The 16,523-nt window shown below is 73.8% G+C and carries 15 protein-coding genes; 8 read left to right on the top strand and 7 right to left on the bottom strand.

All coding sequences use genetic code 11. The features are described 5' to 3' along the window. From CLV52_RS17855 to CLV52_RS17835, 5 genes are all read left to right on the top strand, one after another. On the top strand, nt 1-1,887 hold a 1,887-nt coding region (locus CLV52_RS17855; RefSeq protein WP_133767744.1), incomplete at its 5' end, for a DUF4118 domain-containing protein. Nucleotides 1,888-1,971: 84 nt separating this feature from the next. Then, a complete protein-coding gene (locus CLV52_RS17850; RefSeq protein ID WP_133767743.1) occupies nt 1,972-2,568 on the top strand; it encodes a DUF6611 family protein in 597 nt (198 codons plus the stop codon). Between the two features lie 17 nt (nt 2,569-2,585). Further along, a complete protein-coding gene (locus tag CLV52_RS17845) occupies nt 2,586-4,607 on the top strand; it encodes an APC family permease (RefSeq protein WP_246018208.1) in 2,022 nt (673 codons plus the stop codon). A 132-nt stretch (nt 4,608-4,739) separates the two neighbouring features. Next, nucleotides 4,740-6,869, top strand: a complete 2,130-nt coding sequence (locus CLV52_RS18585) for a phosphoesterase (RefSeq protein WP_162850936.1) — start codon at nt 4,740-4,742, stop codon at nt 6,867-6,869. Beyond that, complete coding sequence (locus CLV52_RS17835) at nt 6,866-7,459, top strand: hypothetical protein (protein WP_133767742.1); 594 nt, start codon at nt 6,866-6,868, stop codon at nt 7,457-7,459. The genes CLV52_RS18585 and CLV52_RS17835 overlap by 4 nt, the downstream gene beginning before the upstream one ends. A gap of 58 nt (nt 7,460-7,517) precedes the next feature. Here the strand turns inward: CLV52_RS17835 and CLV52_RS17830 are convergent, their stop codons facing one another. Further along, a complete protein-coding gene (locus CLV52_RS17830; RefSeq protein ID WP_133767741.1) occupies nt 7,518-8,498 on the bottom strand; it encodes a TIGR03557 family F420-dependent LLM class oxidoreductase in 981 nt (326 codons plus the stop codon). A gap of 124 nt (nt 8,499-8,622) precedes the next feature. Here CLV52_RS17830 and CLV52_RS17825 point away from each other — a divergent pair, with 124 nt between their 5' ends. Next, nucleotides 8,623-9,294, top strand: a complete 672-nt coding sequence (locus CLV52_RS17825) for an HAD family hydrolase (RefSeq protein ID WP_133767740.1) — start codon at nt 8,623-8,625, stop codon at nt 9,292-9,294. 77 nt (nt 9,295-9,371) lie between these two features. On the opposite strand, the gene CLV52_RS17820 is transcribed toward CLV52_RS17825, so the two are convergent. The 5 genes from CLV52_RS17820 to CLV52_RS18580 all read right to left on the bottom strand — a co-directional run bounded on the left by CLV52_RS17820 (nt 9,372) and on the right by CLV52_RS18580 (nt 14,181). Further along, nucleotides 9,372-10,547, bottom strand: coding sequence for a zinc-dependent alcohol dehydrogenase (locus tag CLV52_RS17820; RefSeq protein WP_133767739.1), 1,176 nt, complete (start codon nt 10,545-10,547; stop codon nt 9,372-9,374). A gap of 69 nt (nt 10,548-10,616) precedes the next feature. Continuing rightward, nucleotides 10,617-11,621 carry an NAD-dependent epimerase/dehydratase family protein gene (locus CLV52_RS17815; protein ID WP_133767738.1) on the bottom strand — a complete coding sequence of 335 codons (1,005 nt, stop codon included), beginning with the start codon at nt 11,619-11,621 and terminating at the stop codon, nt 10,617-10,619. Between the two features lie 655 nt (nt 11,622-12,276). Then, nucleotides 12,277-13,263 carry a helix-turn-helix transcriptional regulator gene (locus CLV52_RS17810; protein WP_162850935.1) on the bottom strand — a complete coding sequence of 329 codons (987 nt, stop codon included), beginning with the start codon at nt 13,261-13,263 and terminating at the stop codon, nt 12,277-12,279. A gap of 150 nt (nt 13,264-13,413) precedes the next feature. After that, nucleotides 13,414-13,764 carry a hypothetical protein gene (locus tag CLV52_RS17805; protein ID WP_133767736.1) on the bottom strand — a complete coding sequence of 117 codons (351 nt, stop codon included), beginning with the start codon at nt 13,762-13,764 and terminating at the stop codon, nt 13,414-13,416. Between the two features lie 261 nt (nt 13,765-14,025). Beyond that, on the bottom strand, nt 14,026-14,181 hold the full coding sequence (locus CLV52_RS18580; RefSeq protein WP_162850934.1) for a hypothetical protein: 156 nt from the start codon (nt 14,179-14,181) through the stop codon (nt 14,026-14,028). A gap of 116 nt (nt 14,182-14,297) precedes the next feature. On the opposite strand from CLV52_RS18580, the gene CLV52_RS17800 reads away from it, so the two are divergent. Together CLV52_RS17800 and CLV52_RS17795 are read left to right on the top strand one after the other, a co-directional pair. Next, nucleotides 14,298-14,858 (top strand): RNA polymerase sigma factor, encoded by a 561-nt coding sequence (locus CLV52_RS17800; protein WP_246018207.1) that lies wholly within the window; start codon nt 14,298-14,300, stop codon nt 14,856-14,858. Further along, nucleotides 14,848-15,564, top strand: coding sequence for a hypothetical protein (locus tag CLV52_RS17795; RefSeq protein ID WP_133767734.1), 717 nt, complete (start codon nt 14,848-14,850; stop codon nt 15,562-15,564). The genes CLV52_RS17800 and CLV52_RS17795 overlap by 11 nt, the downstream gene beginning before the upstream one ends. Nucleotides 15,565-15,576: 12 nt before the next feature. Here CLV52_RS17795 and CLV52_RS17790 read toward each other — a convergent pair whose 3' ends face one another. After that, a complete protein-coding gene (locus CLV52_RS17790) occupies nt 15,577-16,422 on the bottom strand; it encodes an LLM class F420-dependent oxidoreductase (protein WP_133767733.1) in 846 nt (281 codons plus the stop codon). Nucleotides 16,423-16,523 lie beyond the last annotated feature (101 nt).

Below are 16,523 nucleotides of genomic sequence, written 5' to 3'. Positions count from 1 at the left end.
GAGGTCGACTCCGCGCTGCAGCGGTACCGCACCGAGCACGGCATCGACACCGCCTGGGAGGCCCGCGAACGCGTCGTCGTCGCCCTCACCGGCGGGCCCGAGGGCGAGACCCTCCTCCGCCGCGGCGCCCGCATCGCCGCCCGCTCCGGCTCGGGTGAGCTCATGGCGGTGCACGTCAGCAGCGAGGACGGCCTCGCCGCCTCGGACCCGCGGGCGCTCGCCGCGCAGCGGGTGCTCGTCGAGCAGCTCGGCGGCACGTACCACCAGGTGGTGGGGGAGGACATCCCGGCGACGCTGATCGGCTTCGCCCGCGCCGCGCACGCGACGCAGCTCGTCGTCGGCGTCTCGCGGCGCTCCCGCCTCCTGGCCCTGCTCACCGGCCCCGGCACGTCGTCGCGCGTCGTCCGCGCGTCGGGCGACATCGACGTCCACATGGTCACCCACAGCGCGGCCGGGAAGCGGTCGAGCCTCATCCCGCGCGGCCGCGGCGCGCTGTCGGCGAAACGACGCCTGCTCGGGTTCGTGCTCGCGCTGCTCGGCGGCCCGCTCCTGACGCTGCTGCTCACCGCGACCCGGACCGGCGACAGCCTCACCGCGGAGGCGCTCGGCTACCAGCTGCTCGTGATCGTCGTCGCCCTCGTCGGCGGCGCCTGGCCGGCCGCGTTCGCGGCCGTGCTCTCGGGGCTCACGCTCGACTACCTCTTCGCGGAGCCGTTCTTCACCTTCACGATCGCGCGGCCGACGCACCTCATCGCGCTGCTCATCTACCTCGTCAACGCGCTGCTCGTCAGCGTCGTCGTCGACCGGGCCGCGCGCCTCACCCGGATCGCGCGCCGCTCGGCCAGCGAGTCGGAGGTCCTCGCGACGATCGCGGGCGGCGTCCTCCGCGGTGAGGACGCCGTCGAGTCGCTGCTCGAGCGCACGCGGGAGGCGTTCCGCATGGCGAGCGTCCGCCTGATCGCGGACGGCCGCTTCATGGAGGAGCACGGCGACCCCGAGGCGACGGGGGAGCGGACCCGGGTGCGGGTCGCCGAGCGGTTCGAGCTCGAGCTCATCGGGCGGGCGCTCGACGCCTCCGACCGTCGGATCCTCGACGTCGTCGCGACCCAGCTGGCGGTCGCGCTCGAGCAGCGCTCCCTCGCCGAGACGGCGGAGCGGCTGCAGCCGCTCGAGGAGGTGGACCGGGTGCGCACCGCGCTGCTCGCCGCGGTGGGCCACGACCTCCGCCGCCCCCTCGCCGTCGCCACCGCTGCGGTCACCAGCCTCCGGTCCACCGGGACGAAGCTCGGCCCGGAGGACCGCGCCGAGCTGCTCGACGGCGCCGAGCGCAGCCTCGAGAACCTCGCCCGGATCATCACCGACCTGCTCGACGTGAGCCGGGTGCAGGCGGGGGCGCTCGCCGTGTCGATCGAGTCCGTCGACGTCGCCGACTTCCTGCCCGGCGTGCTCGACGACCTCGGCGCCGGCCCCGCCGACGTGCTGCTCCACGTCCCCGACGCGCTGCCGCCGGCGCGCGCGGACCCGGTGCTGCTGCAGCGCGTGCTCGTCAACCTGCTCTCCAACGCCCGGCGGTACTCGCCGGCCGGATCGCCGCCCGAGCTGTCGCTGTCGACGTTCGGGCGCTCGCTGGAGGTGCGCGTCGTCGACCACGGCCCCGGCATCGACGAGGAGCACCGCTCGCGGATGTTCGAACCGTTCCAGCACGAGTCCGACGTCTCCGACTCGGACGGCATCGGCCTCGGCCTGGCCCTGTCCCGCGGCTTCGCGGAGGGGATGGGAGCGACCCTCGAGGGGGAGGAGACCCCGGGCGGCGGCCTGACCATGGTGCTCGCACTGCCGATCGACACGACCGTCCGCGACGTCGAGGCGGCGGGGGCCGGCGCGTAAAGGACGCGTATGGATCGGGCCCCGCGGCGTGCGGATCCCGTTTAGAGGCGCGTCGCGGAACAGCCGGGTCGGTAGACCAGGCGCATGTCGATCGTCCCCCGGCGCCGCGAGGCCTCGCCTGCGCAGTGTCGGGCGCTGCCCATCGCGCGGCCGCCCCGCCGGCCGTCGCTCGCGCGGCGCGCCGCGCGCCGGGTGCTGGAGGGGCCGCACGGCTGGGGCGAGCTGGAGGTCTGGGGCGGCCGCTACGGCTGCACGAGCTCCTGCCTCGTCGTCTTCCCGCCCGGCGCCGCCCGCGGCGAGCGCATCCGCTACCGGGCGATGCGCGCGTGGCCGGCGCTCGGCATCCTGCTCGGGGTCCTCACGACGGTCGCGGTGGCGCAGCGGGTCCCCTTCGTCCTCGCGGCCGCCGCCGGTGTCACCGTCTACACCGCGGGTGCGCTCGCGCTCGCCGGCATCGCGGGCCGCGGCCGACGCGCGATCCGCACGCTGACCGCCTGCCGGGGCGACGAGGGGACGGTCGGCCTGGACCGCGGCCCCGCCGCCGAGCTGGACCGCTTCGCCGCGGTGCTGATCCTCGCGGAGCGCCGCCACCGCGCGGGCGACCTCGACGCGGTCGGGTTCGAGGCAATCTGGGGCGCGGTCTGGCAGGAGCTCGGCGACCCCCGGTACCACCGCCCGTGATCGAGGAGGACCACGCGATGGACGACACGACGACCCCGATCGACACGGCCCGGAGCGGTCGCGCGACGGACCTGCCGGCCCCCTCGGAGGTGCCCGACGTGTGCGCGGCACCCGTCCGGAGCCGCGGGCGGTTCACCCGGTGGGCCCTCGAGGGCGCGGACCGCGCGGGCGGCCACCAGGGCCCGCACGGCCGGCCCGAGCAGACGCACTCGTGGCTGCGCGTCATGTGCCTCACGGGCGTCGACTACTTCTCCACCCTCGGCTACCAGCCGGCCATCGCCGCGCTCGCCGCCGGCTTCGTCTCGCCGATCGCCACGCTGGTGCTCATCGCCCTCACGCTGCTCGGCGCCCTGCCCGTGTACCGCCGGGTGGCGAGCGAGAGCTTCAAGGGCGAGGGCTCGATCGCCATGCTCGAACGGCTGCTGCCGTGGTGGGGCGGCAAGCTCTTCGTCCTCGTGCTGCTCGGCTTCGCCGCCACCGACTTCATCATCACGATCACGCTGTCGGCCGCGGACGCCGCCGCGCACGCCGTCGAGAACCCGCTCGTGCCGGCGTTCCTGCACGGCGCGAACCTGCCGGTCACGCTGCTGCTCGTCGTGCTGCTCGGCGCCGTGTTCCTCCGCGGCTTCCGCGAGGCGATCGGCATCGCGGTCGTCCTCGTCGCGGTCTACCTGGCGCTCAACGCGATCGTCATCGGCGCGGCCTTCGTCCACGTCTTCGAGCGGCCCGAGCTGTTCGGCGACTGGACGTCCGCGCTGCTCCGGCAGAACGGCGGCAACCCGCTGATGGTCGTCGCCGTCGCCCTGATCGTCTTCCCGAAGCTGGCGCTCGGGCTCTCCGGCTTCGAGACCGGCGTCACCGTCATCCCGCAGATCCGCGGCACGGCCGACGACGGGAACGGCCGGCCGGAGGGCCGGATCCGCGGCGCGAAGCGGCTGCTCACCACGGCGGCGATCACGATGAGCCTGTTCCTGCTCACGTCGAGCTTCACGACGACCCTCCTGATCCCGCAGCAGGAGTTCCAGCCGGGCGGCCAGGCCAACGGTCGCGCCCTGGCCTACCTGGCCCACGCCTACCTCGGCCCCGTCGTCGGCACGGCGTACGACATCTCGACCATCGCGATCCTGTGGTTCGCGGGGGCGTCGGCGATGGCCGGCCTGCTGAACATCGTGCCGCGGTACCTGCCGCGGTACGGCATGGCGCCGACCTGGGCGCGCGCCGTCCGCCCCCTCGTCATCGTGTTCACGCTGATCGCGATCGGCATCACGCTCGCGTTCGACGCGAACGTGGACAAGCAGGGCGGCGCGTACGCGACCGGCGTGCTCGTGCTCATCACCTCCGCGTCGGTCGCGGTCACGCTCTCCGCCCGCCGCAAGCGCCAGCGGAAGCGCATGATCGGCTTCGCCGCCGTGTCCCTCGTCTTCGCCTACACGACGGTCGCCAATGTGATCGAGCGCCCGGACGGCCTCCGGATCGGCGCGCTCTTCATCGTCGGGATCCTGCTCGTCTCGTTCGTCTCGCGGCTGCGACGGTCGTTCGAGGTCCGTGCGACGAGCATCGAGTTCGACGAGACGGCGCTCGGCTTCCTGCAGGAGGCCGCCGAGTACGGCGAGCTCCACCTCGTCGCCAACGAGCCCGACCGGGGCGACGAGGCGGAGTACCGGGACAAGGCCCGGGCGGAGCGGCACGACAGCCACATCCCCGGCCGCGCCTCGATCGTCTTCCTCGAGGTGCTGAAGTCGGACTCGTCGGACTTCGAGGAGGACCTCGTCGTCCACGGCCACGTGCTCCACGGCTTCCGGGTGCTCAAGGTCGTCAGCGGGAACGTGCCGAACACGATCGCGACGATCCTGCTGCAGATCCGCAACATCACGGGCGTCGTGCCGGAGATCTACTTCGAGTGGACCGAGGGCAACCCGCTGTCGAACATGGTGCGCTTCCTCATCTCGGGGGAGGGGGAGGTCGCGCCCGTCACCCGGGAGGTGCTGCGCGAGACCGAGCACGACGTGCGTCGCCGGCCGATCGTGCACGTCAGCTGACGGATCGGCTCGAATCTGCACTCATCCTGATCAGAGCCGGATTTCGTAGGGCTCGGTCAGACTCGCGGCGCGTTCGCCGGGTGTTCACCGGCCGACCTTCCCGTGCCCGATCACGGCGGTTAGAACCGAGGGGTGCCACTCACCCATCGCCTGCGCCGACCGCGCATCCTCGCCGCTGCGGCGGCCACCGTCGGGCTCGTCCTCGGCGGCGTCTTCACCGCGACCGCCTCCACGGCGGCCCCCTCCTCGCCGCACCACGGCGTCTCGATCACGAGCACGGGCCTGAAGTCCGGGCAGATCAAGCACGTCTGGCTGATCATCCTCGAGAACAAGTCGTACGACGCGACGTTCACCGGGCTGAACCAGAACAGCTACCTCTGGAAGACCCTGCCGAAGCAGGGCGTGCTGCTGAAGAACTACTACGGCACCGGCCACTTCAGCCAGGACAACTACGAGTCGATGGTGTCCGGGCAGGGGCCGGAGGAGGACACCCAGTCCGACTGCAGCGTCAAGGACTTCGACTTCGGCAGCAACGCCTCGATCGTGAAGTCCGGCAAGAACCGCGGCCAGGTCGCGTCGCTCGCCAACGCGTCGCAGCCGAGCGGCGCGAACGCGCCGAACGGTCTGAACGGCTGCACCTACCCGTCCGACGCGCCGACGCTGTTCAACCAGCTCGACGCGGCGGGGAAGACCTGGAAGGGCTACGCCCAGGACCTCGGCGCGCAGCCGGGCCGTGAGGACGCCCTCTGCGGCGGCCCCGGCACCGCCGCGAACGACCCGACGACGAACCCGACGGTCATGAGCGCATCGGCTGCGAACCCGTTCCCGGCCGGCGTCACGAGTCTCACCGGCGCGCAGGCGAACGACCAGTACGTCGCCAAGCACTTCCCGTTCCCGTGGTTCCACAGCATCACCGGCACGAAGACGGCGGCGGGCGTGCTGAAGCCCGGCCTGACGAAGCCCGTGCAGGGCGGGACCGACTGCGACGCGAACCACATCGCGAACCTCGACAGCGCTTCCCAGGGGCTGTTCCACGACCTGCAGAAGACGTCGACCACGCCGGCCTTCAGCTGGATCACGCCGAACAACTGCAGCGACGCCCATGACGCCGTCTGCAAGGGCAACAACCTTTCGGGCGCGTTCACGGCCGACGGCCGGGCGATCTACCAGCACGGCGCGCCGAACCCCGAGGCCACGACGCCGAAGAACCAGACCGGCGGCCTGTACGCCTCCGACCTGTTCCTCAAGTACTACGTGCCGATGATCGAGCGGTCTGCCGCGTTCAAGGACGGCGGCCTCATCGACATCACGTTCGACGAGGCGAACCCGCCCTTCACGTACACGGGCAACAGCTTCAACAACGCGAACGCGTACGGTCCGACGAGGAACGACCAGCCGAACGCGAAGACGGCCATCAAGGCCGACGCCGCGGGCGAGAACATCTTCGGCCGGAACGTCCACACCGAGCCCACCGGGGTGAACTCGACGCTCGGGAAGGACGCGAAGGGGAACCAGCTCTACCCGGGCCCCGGCGACAACGCGTTCATCGACCGGCCCGCGACCTGCACGGCACCCGGCGTGCCCGCCGGGTGCGTGACCGGCCTCGTCCGCGGCGGCTCGGGCACGACGCCGGGGGCGCGGACCGACGCGGCCACCGGCTCGCCGTCCTCGACCTTCGTCGAGGACCAGTCCGCGGTGGCGATCGACACCGGCCGGCAGGTCACCGACACGGTCGACACGACGGGCCCCGGCGGTACCAGTCCGATCCCGGCGGACACCTTCGTCGGCGCGGTGAGCAATGTCGGGCCGCAGTTCCCGACGACGAGCACCGGCGCGGCCGTCGCGAGCTCCTTCCAGCTCGTGAACCAGGCGGGCGACCCGGTGAAGCCGACCGGCTCGGTGACGAGCCTGACGCTCAGCGCCGAGGGCCCGGTCGGGCACCTCGCCGCCGGGCAGACGCCCGACCCGCTGTTCGACGCGAAGGACGCGACGCCCGGCGGCGGCGACACGGGCAGCGTGCTCATCAGCCCCTTCATCAAGCCCGGCACGTCGACCACGCGGTTCTACGACCACTACAGCTGGCTCCGCACGATGGAGGACCTGTTCCAGGTTGGCCGCGGCCACGACCACGCGGCGCTCCCCGCCGGGACCGTGTCGGGCGGCATCGACCACCGGGGCCACCTCGGCTTCGCGGCGACGCCGGGGCTCGCACCGTTCGGTCCGGACGTGTTCAACGACGCGAGCCGGAAGCACCACCGGTGAGGCGCATCGGCGCCGGAGCGACCCTCCGGCGCCGGTCCGGTGCGGCGGCCGCCGTCCTCGTGGCGGCGGCCATCGCCCTGACCGGCTGCGCGAGCGCGTCGCCGCACCCCGCGGCGAGCGATGCGTACGGATCGCTGCCGAGCTGGCTGCCGAAGGACACGAGCGAGCCGAACAGCATGCTCGTCGGCGACGTCCGCCACCCGGCGGTCACCTCCGAGGGCGACGCGGTCGAGGTGCATCTGCCGGGCGGCGGGTCCGTCCGGGTCACCGTCGTCGGACCGGAGGTGCCGGGGGAGGGCCTGCCGGTGCAGCCCGAGGACACGACCTGCACCTGGACCGTCACCATGAGCGACGCCACCGCGCCCGTCGCGGTCCGGGCGGGCGACTTCGACACGCTGGACCACCTCGGCACCGTCTACCGGCTCGCCGCCGTCCCCGGGCGACCCGCGATCCCGCGCACGCTGCTCCCGGGACGGACGATCCGCTTCGCGCTGCGGGCGGCGATGCCGACCGGCGAGGGCCTCATGCGGTACTCGGGCGGCACGGACTCGGTGCTCGCGAACTGGGACTTCGTCGTCGAGAACGACTGAGCCCGGACGCGGGACGGGGCGAGCGGATCCCGCTCGCCCCGTCCCGCGTCCCGGTCGCTCAGGCCGTCGGAGCCGCCGCGCGGAGCTTCTCGAGCAGCGGCTCGGCCACCTCGTCGAGGAAGCGCTGCTGCAGCACGTCGCCGACCTGGACGACGGCGACGTCGGTGAAGCCCGCCTCCCAGAGCGGCTTGACACCCTCGACCAGCTCGTCGAGGTCGGGGCCGCACGCGATCTGGTCGGCGACGTCCTCCTTCCGGACGAACTGGCTGGCACCGGCGAAGCCGTGCGGGGTGGGGAGGTCGGCGTTCACGGCCCAGCCGCCCGCGAACCAGCGGAACTGCTCGTGCGCGATGTCGATCGCCTGGTCCTTGCTCGGCGCCCAGCAGATCGGGATCTGCCCGATCTTCCGCGACGACGGGTCGCCCTTCGCGGCGTCCCAGCCCTGCAGCAGCTCGGGCTCCGGGTCGGTGGCGATGAGGTGGTCGCCGAGCGGCGCGAACCGCTCGACCGCCTTCTCGCCGCCGACCGCGAGGCCGATCGGCACCCCGCCCTCCGGCACGTCCCAGACCCGGGCGGAGTCGACGCGGAAGTAGTCGCCCTCCCACGTCACGAGGTCGCCGGTGTGCAGCGCGCGGATGATCCGCACCGCCTCCTCGAGCATGTCCTGGCGCTGCGCGACGGGCAGCCAGCCCTCACCCGTGATGTGCTCGTTGAGGTTCTCGCCCGAGCCGAGCCCGAGGGTGAAGCGGCCGTCCGCGAGGATCTGGAGGGTGGCCGCCTTCTGCGCCACGACCGCCGGGTGGTAGCGGACCGTGGGGCAGGTGACGTAGGTCATCAGCTCCATCCGCTCGGTGGCGTGCGCGACGGCGCCGAGCATCGACCAGGCGTAGCCCGCGTGACCCTGCTCGGTCAGCCACGGCGAGTAGTGGTCGCTCGACACGGCGAAGTCGAACCCGACCCGTTCCGCCTGGATGCCGTAGGACACGATCTGCTTCGGTCCGCTCTGCTCGGTCATCATCGTGTAGCCGAAGCGCGTCATGGGGTCCTCCTGCTCGTGGGGTCCCGGCGAGCGTACGGAGCGCGGGATGACCGTCATCCGGACGTCCGCTCCGCTTTCGCTGGACGAGACCGCGCCTCCCACCTGCCTCGGGTTGGATCGTCCGATGCCCGACGCCACCTGCTCCGCCGTCCTCCTCGACATCGACGGGACGCTCGTCGACACGAACTACCTCCACGTCGAGGCCTGGTCCCGCGCCTTCGGCGAGCTCGGGCACCCCGTCGACGCCTGGCGGATCCATGCGGCCATCGGCATGGACTCCGGGAAGCTGCTCGAGGCGCTGCTCGGCGACGACGCGGAACGGCTCGGCGATGCGGCGAAGGAGCGGCACGCCGCCCACTTCGCGGAGCTCGCCGACCGCATCCGCGCCTTCCCGCGGGCGCAGGATCTGCTGCGCGAGCTCGCGCGACGCGGGCTCAAGGTCGTGCTGGCGACCTCCTCCCCGCCCGAGGAGTTCGACCGGACCACGGCGGTGCTCGGTGCCGGCGACGCCGTGCTCACCGCGACCACCTCGTCCGACGTCGACACCGCGAAGCCGGCGCCCTACGTGGTCGGGGTCGCGCTCGACAAGGCGGAGGTCGCCGCGTCGGACGCGGTCATGATCGGCGACGCGGTCTGGGACGTGCAGGCCGCGGCTGCGGCGGGCGTGCGCTGCATCGCGGTGCGCTCGGGCGGCGTCGGCGCGGACGAGCTGCGCGACGCCGGCGCGATCGCCGTCTACGACGACGTGGCCGCGCTGCTCGACGACCTCGACGAGAGCCCGATCTTCCGGCGCTGACGTCGGGCGCGGCCGGTCGCCGCGGTGGTCGTCGCCCGCCGTCGGTCGTCCCGTGACGCGACGGCGGGCGACGGGTCTCAGGGCTTCAGCACGACCTTGATGCATCCGTCCTTCTTGTCCCGGAAGGTCGCGTACAGCTCCGGCGCACGATCGAGCGGCACCTCGTGCGTGACCAGGTCCTCGGTGCCGAGCGGGTCGGCGGGGTCCTCGACCAGCGGCAGGAGGTCGTCGATCCAGCGCTGCACGTTGCACTGGCCCATCCGGATCGTGACCTGCTTGTCGAACAGGGTCATGAACGGGGTCGGGTCGGCCGTGCCGACGTAGACGCCGGAGAGGGACACCGTGCCGCCGCGGCGCACGGCGTCGAATCCGAGGTGCATCGCCTCGAGCCGGTCGACCCCGACGGTCGTCATCAGCTTCTGCGCGATGGGATCGGGCAGGAGCCCGGCGGCGGTCTGCGCCACGGACGCGACCGGGTTGCCGTGCGCCTCGGAGCCGACCGCGTCGACCACCGCGTCGGGCCCGCGCCCGTCGGTGGCCTCGCGGAGGCGGTCGAGGACGTCGTCGGTGAGGTCGAGGACCTCCACGCCGTGGCGCTCGGCCATCGCCCGCCGCTCCGGCACCGGGTCGACGCCGATCACGCGGTACCCGAGGTGCCGGCCGATGCGGCTCGCGAACTGCCCGACCGGGCCGAGCCCGAGCACGGCCAGGGTGCCGCCGTCGGGCACGTCCGCGTACTGCACGGCCTGCCAGGCGGTCGGCAGGATGTCGCTGAGGAAGAGGTACCGGACGTCCGGGAGGTCCGGCCCGGTCGGGATCGCGTTGAAGTCGACGAAGGGCACGCGCAGCCGCTCCGCCTGCCCGCCGGGCACCTCGCCGTAGAGCTTCGTGTAGCCGTAGAGCGCGGCGCCTGTGCCGGAGTCGCGCTGCTGGGTGGTCTCGCACTGCGTCGTGAGGCCGCGCTCGCACATGAAGCAGTGCCCGCACGCGATCACGAACGGCACGACGATGCGGTCGCCCACCTGCACACGCGTGACCGCGGACCCCACCTCCTCGACGATCCCCATCGTCTCGTGGCCGAGCACGTCGCCCTTGTCGAGGAACGGGCCGAAGAGGTCGTAGAGGTGGATGTCGGAGCCGCAGATCGCCGCGGAGGTGACCCGGATGACGGCGTCCGTCGGTTCCAGGATCCGCGGATCGGGCACCTCCTCCACGCTCACGTCGCGGGTGTGCTGCCAGGTGAGCGCCTTCATGGTCGTCTCCTCGTCCGGATGCGAGGGCGGACGATCCGTCCTCGGTGATGCGTCGCGCCGGAGCGCGACTCAGTGCAGCTGCGGCGACGCGCCGAGCGACCGGTGCCGGCCGACCGCGGCGATCGTCTCCCGCACGGCGTCGTCCGCGGCGATCCGCGGCCGCCAGCCGAGCTCCGCGCGGATCCGCGCGGTCGACATCAGCGGGACGCCCGTCGCGAGGTCGAGCCAGCCGGGGTCCGCGCGGACCAGGTGCGCCCGCCAGGCGCCGAGCAGCAGCGCGCGCATCGCCCACGCCGGGACGGGCAGCCAGCGGCCGCGCAGGATCCGCGCGAGCTGCCGGGGTCCGATCACCGGGTCTGCGGCGATGTTGAAGGGGCCGGTGGCGCGGGCGCGGAGGATCCGCAGGATCGCGTCCGCCAGGTCGTCCGCGTGCACCGCCTGCGAGACGAGGCGCGGCGGCAGGGGCAGCAGCGGGACGCGCACCGGTGCGAGGAGGGAGGTCGGGACGAGCGGGCCGAGGAAGAGTCGATCGAGCTCGCGGCCGGCGGCGGCCTGCATCACGAGACCCGGGCGCAGCCGCGCTATCGCGACCTGCGGGTGCGCGCGCTCGAACCGATCGAGCAGCCGCTCGTTCTCCGCCTTGTGCCGCGCGTAGTGGGAGGAGCGCACCCCGTCCGTCGGCCACGACTCGTCGACCCGCCGCTTCGGTCCCGGGCTGTACGCGCCGACGGAGGACGCGACGACGACGTGCGGGACGCCGGCGTCCGTCGCCGCCTCGAGGACCGCGGCCAGGCCGCCGACGTTCGTGCGGCGCATCACCGCCTCGTCGTGGTTCGGCTGCAGGAGCCACGCCAGGTGCACGACGGCGTCGGCGCCCGCGAGCGCGGCGCGGAGCCGCTCGCCGGAGGCCGGGTCCGCGACGTCGAGCGCGTGCCAGGCGACGCCGTCGAACGGCTCGGCCGGCTCCGGCGCACGGCGGGAGACCCCGACGCGCTCGACGTCGGGCTCCGCGCCGAGTCGGCCGAGCAGCGCGGATCCGACGTTGCCCGACCCACCGACGACCACGACTCGCATCGCGCCACGGTACGAGCGACGTCTGGGAGCGGGGGCGCCCGGAGCGCTCATACGGGGGCGTCCGCGACCCTGTCAACCCCGTTGACGGAACGGCGTAGGGCGTCCCTCGGCTGACGACCGCGGTGACGCGCGCCCGCGCCCGCGCCCGCGCGCGCCCGCGGTCGAGCGGGGATGCGTCGGCGTCGCGCAACCCCGTGACCGTGCGCGGCGACGCGCCTACCGTCGACCGTGCTGCGCTCTTCCCGGCGGAGCGGGAGGGACGGATCCGTGGACCTGCTGAACGGGGTCGCCCGGGGCGTGCTGGCCGGCACCGGCGCCACCGCGGCGATGTCGACGCGGATGGTCGTCGCCGAGCGCATCGGCGTGATGCGCGGCCAGCCGCCGCGGAAGGTGGTCGACCGGCTCGCGCCGGTGTCGGGCGGCGGGACGGCGGACGGGCTCGCGATCGCGTCCCACCTCGCGTACGGGGCGGCCGCGGGCGCCGCGTTCGGCGCGGTGCCGCTGCCGGCCGGGCTGCGACCGGTGGCGGGCGTCGGGTACGGCCTGGTCCTGTGGGCGGTCGGCTACGAGGGGTGGCTGCCCGTGCTGGGCGTGCTCCCGCCGCCCATCACGATCAGCGCGGTCGCGTCGTCACGATGGTCGTCGCGCACGCGCTCTACGGCGCGGTGCTCGGCGTGCTGTCCCGCGGCTCGACGCGCGGCTGAGCGACGTCCGCGCGGAGCGAGCGGTACTCGGCCGGCGTCATGCCCTGCAGCTGCCGGAAGGCGCGCTGGAACACGTCGCGGGACCCGAACCCGAGCGACGCCGCGAGCTCGGCGGCGTTCGCGTCGCGGATCCGCAGCACGGCGGCGGCCTCCTCGACGCGGCGACGGCGGATCCGGCCGGCGGCGGTCTCGGGCAGCGGCTCGAAGAGCTTGTGCAGCGTGCGCACCCCGATCGAGAAGTGCGCCGCGAGGGAGGTCGGGGACAGCGCAGGATCCGCGAGCCTCGCTTCGATCTCCGCGAGCACCGCGTCGCGGAGCGCCGTGTTCCCGTCCGGTCGGCCCGGACGCTGCGCCAGCTCCTCCGCCAGCACGCCCTGCTCGAGCGCGACGAGCGCCGCGTCGAGGTGCGCCGCCGAGGCCCTCGGCAGCGTGAGCGCCGCGTCGTCGGCGAGGAGGTCCCAGGCCAGCGCGCGGAACGCGCGGACGACGGTCGAGCGGTGCAGCGCGGCGAGCGGCGGGTCCCAGACGTCGCGGAGCGCGGGCGGGAGCAGCTCCTCGGCGACCGTCGCGCGGAACGTGCGGGTGCGGACGGGGCAGCGGAACTCGAACGGGCTGCCCGGGCGGAGCAGGAACGCGTCTCCCGCCGCGAGGTCGAGGTCGATGCCGGCATGCCGGACGGTCGCGCGGCCGTCGAGGACGACGTGCAGCAGCAGGTCGTTCCGCGGCGCGGCGGCGATCTCGTGCTCCCCGCGCCGGACCGCGTAGGGCGACGCGACGACGCCCTCGATCACGATCGTCGTGAGCGCGCGGCGCACGACCGTCGCGCTGAAGGGGCCGTGTCCGATCTGACGGAACACCGCTCCCGGCCAGAGCTCCGCGAGCTGGTGGACGTCCGTGAACGACCACCGGTGCAGCCCGTTCGGCCCCTCGGATGCCACGTCGCCTCCTCGTTCGCGCCGCAACCTACTCGCGCGCCGCCGCCGGCGACAGGGGCGGTGCTCCGAGGAGAGGGTAGGCCGGAATGCGCACGCAGGGCCAGGATGCGCATCGGGAGCAACGGCTCCCCGTCGTCCGTCGTGGACCTGACGTCAGGCGTCGAGGGTGCGCAGCAGCCAGGGCAGCAGTTCGGCGAGCTCCGCGCGATCCGCGCCCTCGGCGCCGCCGAGGCGGACGCCGGATCCCTGCTGGAACAGCAGCGTGACCATGCACCCGACGGGGCGACCGGCGTCGTCGTACGCGAACCCGTCGACGTCGACCTGTCGCAGCTGGCCGAGCGGCCGGACCTTCAGCAGGGGCTCGGGTCGCGTGCCGTCCGCCGCCCACGGCATGGACGCGACGACGAGCGCGCGCTCGGTGAGGATGCGCACCTCGGTCTCGCTCGTCCCGGCCGTCCAGGGGAAGACGACCGTCTCCGTCCACTTCGGGAACGCGTTCAGCACGAACGCGAGCGCGTGCGGGAAGCGCTCGAGCTCGGCGGGCGCGAACCGCGGATCGTCGCCCGCCTCGGCCGGATCACGCCAGCGCGCGTCACTCGCCGCGATCGCGCAGCGCCGCGCCGAATCCGAACCCGTCCTCGGCGTCGCGCATCGGAGCCCTCCCCTCGTCCCGCTGCACGGTAGATGGGCCCTCCGTCGCGTGCAACGGTCCCGGGTCCGTTCGCCGGGATCTCCGAGGGCGTGCCGAGGCGGCGCCCCGAGCGGTCAGTCGCGATCGTCCTCCGGATCGACGGAGGCGTCCTGGACGAGTGGCTTCTTGTGCTCCGGGTCCTCCCCGAACAGGTCCGGCAGCCCTTCCGGGTTCCCGGTGACCGGGTCGTGCTCGGATCGGGAGGCCGCGTCGTCGCGCTCGTCGCTCATCCGCGGGACGGTACGCCCCGACCCTGACGGGCGCCGAGTGAGGGCCGGGCGGTGCTCCGGAGCACCGGTGCGGCGCGACCGGGAACCGTTCCGCACCTGCCGGACACTCCTTGACTGTGAACGAGGACGACTCCGACGCGTGGGCGCGCGCCGTCGCCGGTGACGGCGAGGCCTTCGGCGTCGTCTTCGACCGGTTCGCGCCCCGCGTGCAGCGGCACCTCCACCGGCTGCTGCAGTCGACGCAGGACGTGGAGGACGCGCTCGCGATCGTGTTCCTCGAGGCGTGGCGGAAGCGGGCGACCGTCCGCGTCGTCGACGGCTCGCCGGTGCCGTGGCTGCTCGTCACCGCGACGAACGTCGCGAACAACGTGCGGCGCAGCGGTCGCCGCTACCAGGCGCTGCTCGACCGCCTGCCGCCCGTGCTGCCGACCGACGGCGGGTTCGACGCGGTGGAGGAGTCGGAGGTCGTCGCGGCGATGCGCCTCCTGTCGATCGCGGACCAGCAGGTGCTCACGCTCTGCGTGCTCGAGGAGTGGAGCGAGCGCGAAGCGGCCGCCGCGCTCCAGGTGCGACCCGGCACCGTCAAGTCGCGGCTGCACCGGGCCAAGCGGCGGCTGGCCGACCGGTTCGGCGCGATGACCGCCGGCTCCTTGGAAGGGATCTCCCATGGCCTCTGACCTCTCGGAACGCCGGGCGGCGCTGCGCGCGCTGCTCGTCGAGCAGGCCGTCGCCACCGAGCGGCCCCGAATGCGCACGCATGACGCCGAACCTGGTCGCTTCCGCATGGCCGTCGTGACCGGCGCGGTGGCGGTCGCCGTCGTCGCGGCGACGGCGGTCGCGCTGCAGCTGCCCGGGGGCGCGTTCCGCGGCGCGCCGGTCGGCGGGACGCGGCCGGTGCCCGCCACCTCGACGGCCGTCCCGACGACGTCCCCGCCGGAGACGACCTCGACGCCGGCGACGACGCCCCCGGTCGCGGACCCGACGCCGACGAACGCCCCGACCTCCGACGCGCCCGTGCCGACCGGGACGCCGACCGCGCCGTCCACGCCTCCCGCGACGCTGATCACGCCGACCGGCTTCCAGCGGATCTCCCGGGCGCAGCTGCACGCCTTCGTCGTCGGTTTGGGCAGCTCGGGGAACGACGCGGTCTGGGAGGAGCAGAACTGGCTCGACATCCAGTGCATGGCGGATCACGGATTCGTCTACGACCCGATCGCGGACTACCGCGACCCGCTCGGCTGGAAGAAGGGGCTCACCACGGCGCAGCAGCAGGCCTACGACGCCGCGCTGTTCGGGCCGCCGCAGAGCGGTGCGTACGACTGGCGAACCGCCGGATGCCACGGCCTCTCGGTGCACGAGACGGGGCAGGACAACGCGAACTGACCCCCGACGGCCTCAGGTCGCGGGGAGGCCCAGCGCGGCGGCGACCGCCCGGTACGCCGGCAGCGGGTCGTCCTGCGCGGGCACGACCTGCAGGCAGACGTGATCCGCGCCCTCGTCGAGGTGGGCACGCGCGGCCGCCGCGAGCGCGGCCGCATCGCCGTGGCGGACGATCGCGTCGACGAGGTGGTCGGTTCCCGGCGCCGCGACGTCGTCCTCCGAGAAGCCGCCGCGACGCATCGTCGTCGTGTAGTTGACGAGCCGGAGGTAGTTCGCGAGGAAGCCGCGCGCCGATGCCCGCGCGGAGGCCGGATCGGTGTCGAGCACGACGGTCTGCTCGGGCGCGACGAGGGCGTGCGGCCCGAGGGCCTCCCGCTGCTCGGCCGTCTGCCGCGGGATGGTGAGGTACGGATGCGTGCCGGCGCTGCGCTCGGCGGAGATCGCGAGCATCTTCGGCCCGAGGGCCGACAGGACGCGGCGGTCGCGGGGCACCCCGCTCTCGTCGAGCACGTCGAGGTAGCGCTGCATCGCGTCGAGCGGTCGGGTGCGCTCGGCGGTCGCCTCGCGGTGGCCGGTGCCGATGCCGAGCAGGAGCCGGCCTGGATGACGCGCTTCGATGCGGTGGAAGGAGGCGGCGAGCTCGGCCGCGTCGGAGCTCCAGATGTTCACGATCCCGGTCGCGATCGTGATCGTCGCGGTGGCGTCCAGCAGCGCCTCCGGATGCCGCAGGTCCGATCCGGGGCTGCCGCCGAGCCAGATCGCGCCGAAGCCGAGGCGCTCGACCTCCACGGCCAGCTCGGTGCTCACCGCGGCGACACCCCGCCACACGCCGACCGGTCCCAGCTGCTCGCGCCACGTCATGCCCCGGACGCTACGACCGCGCCCCTGGACGGCGCGTGTCCTCGACGCGGCCCGGGACTCCGCCCCTGGCGCCGACCGACGGCCGGGTGTTCACTGCCCGC

Source organism: Amnibacterium kyonggiense, assembly GCF_004364555.1.
GTDB classification, from domain to species: Bacteria; Actinomycetota; Actinomycetes; order Actinomycetales; family Microbacteriaceae; genus Amnibacterium; species Amnibacterium kyonggiense.
Note: the sequence above shows the minus strand (reverse complement) of the source record. Positions and strands in the feature narration are given on the sequence as shown.

Coding starts and splice junctions, on each gene's coding strand:
- CLV52_RS17820 (WP_133767739.1), bottom strand. CDS start 10,547: ATGAAGGCGCTCACCTGGCAGCACACCCGCGACGTGAGCGTGGAGGAG.
- CLV52_RS17830 (WP_133767741.1), bottom strand. CDS start 8,498: ATGACGCGCTTCGGCTACACGATGATGACCGAGCAGAGCGGACCGAAG.
- CLV52_RS17790 (WP_133767733.1), bottom strand. CDS start 16,422: ATGACGTGGCGCGAGCAGCTGGGACCGGTCGGCGTGTGGCGGGGTGTC.
- CLV52_RS18580 (WP_162850934.1), bottom strand. CDS start 14,181: ATGAGCGACGAGCGCGACGACGCGGCCTCCCGATCCGAGCACGACCCG.
- CLV52_RS17795 (WP_133767734.1), top strand. CDS start 14,848: ATGGCCTCTGACCTCTCGGAACGCCGGGCGGCGCTGCGCGCGCTGCTC.
- CLV52_RS17815 (WP_133767738.1), bottom strand. CDS start 11,621: ATGCGAGTCGTGGTCGTCGGTGGGTCGGGCAACGTCGGATCCGCGCTG.
- CLV52_RS17825 (WP_133767740.1), top strand. CDS start 8,623: ATGCCCGACGCCACCTGCTCCGCCGTCCTCCTCGACATCGACGGGACG.
- CLV52_RS17845 (WP_246018208.1), top strand. CDS start 2,586: ATGGACGACACGACGACCCCGATCGACACGGCCCGGAGCGGTCGCGCG.
- CLV52_RS17850 (WP_133767743.1), top strand. CDS start 1,972: ATGTCGATCGTCCCCCGGCGCCGCGAGGCCTCGCCTGCGCAGTGTCGG.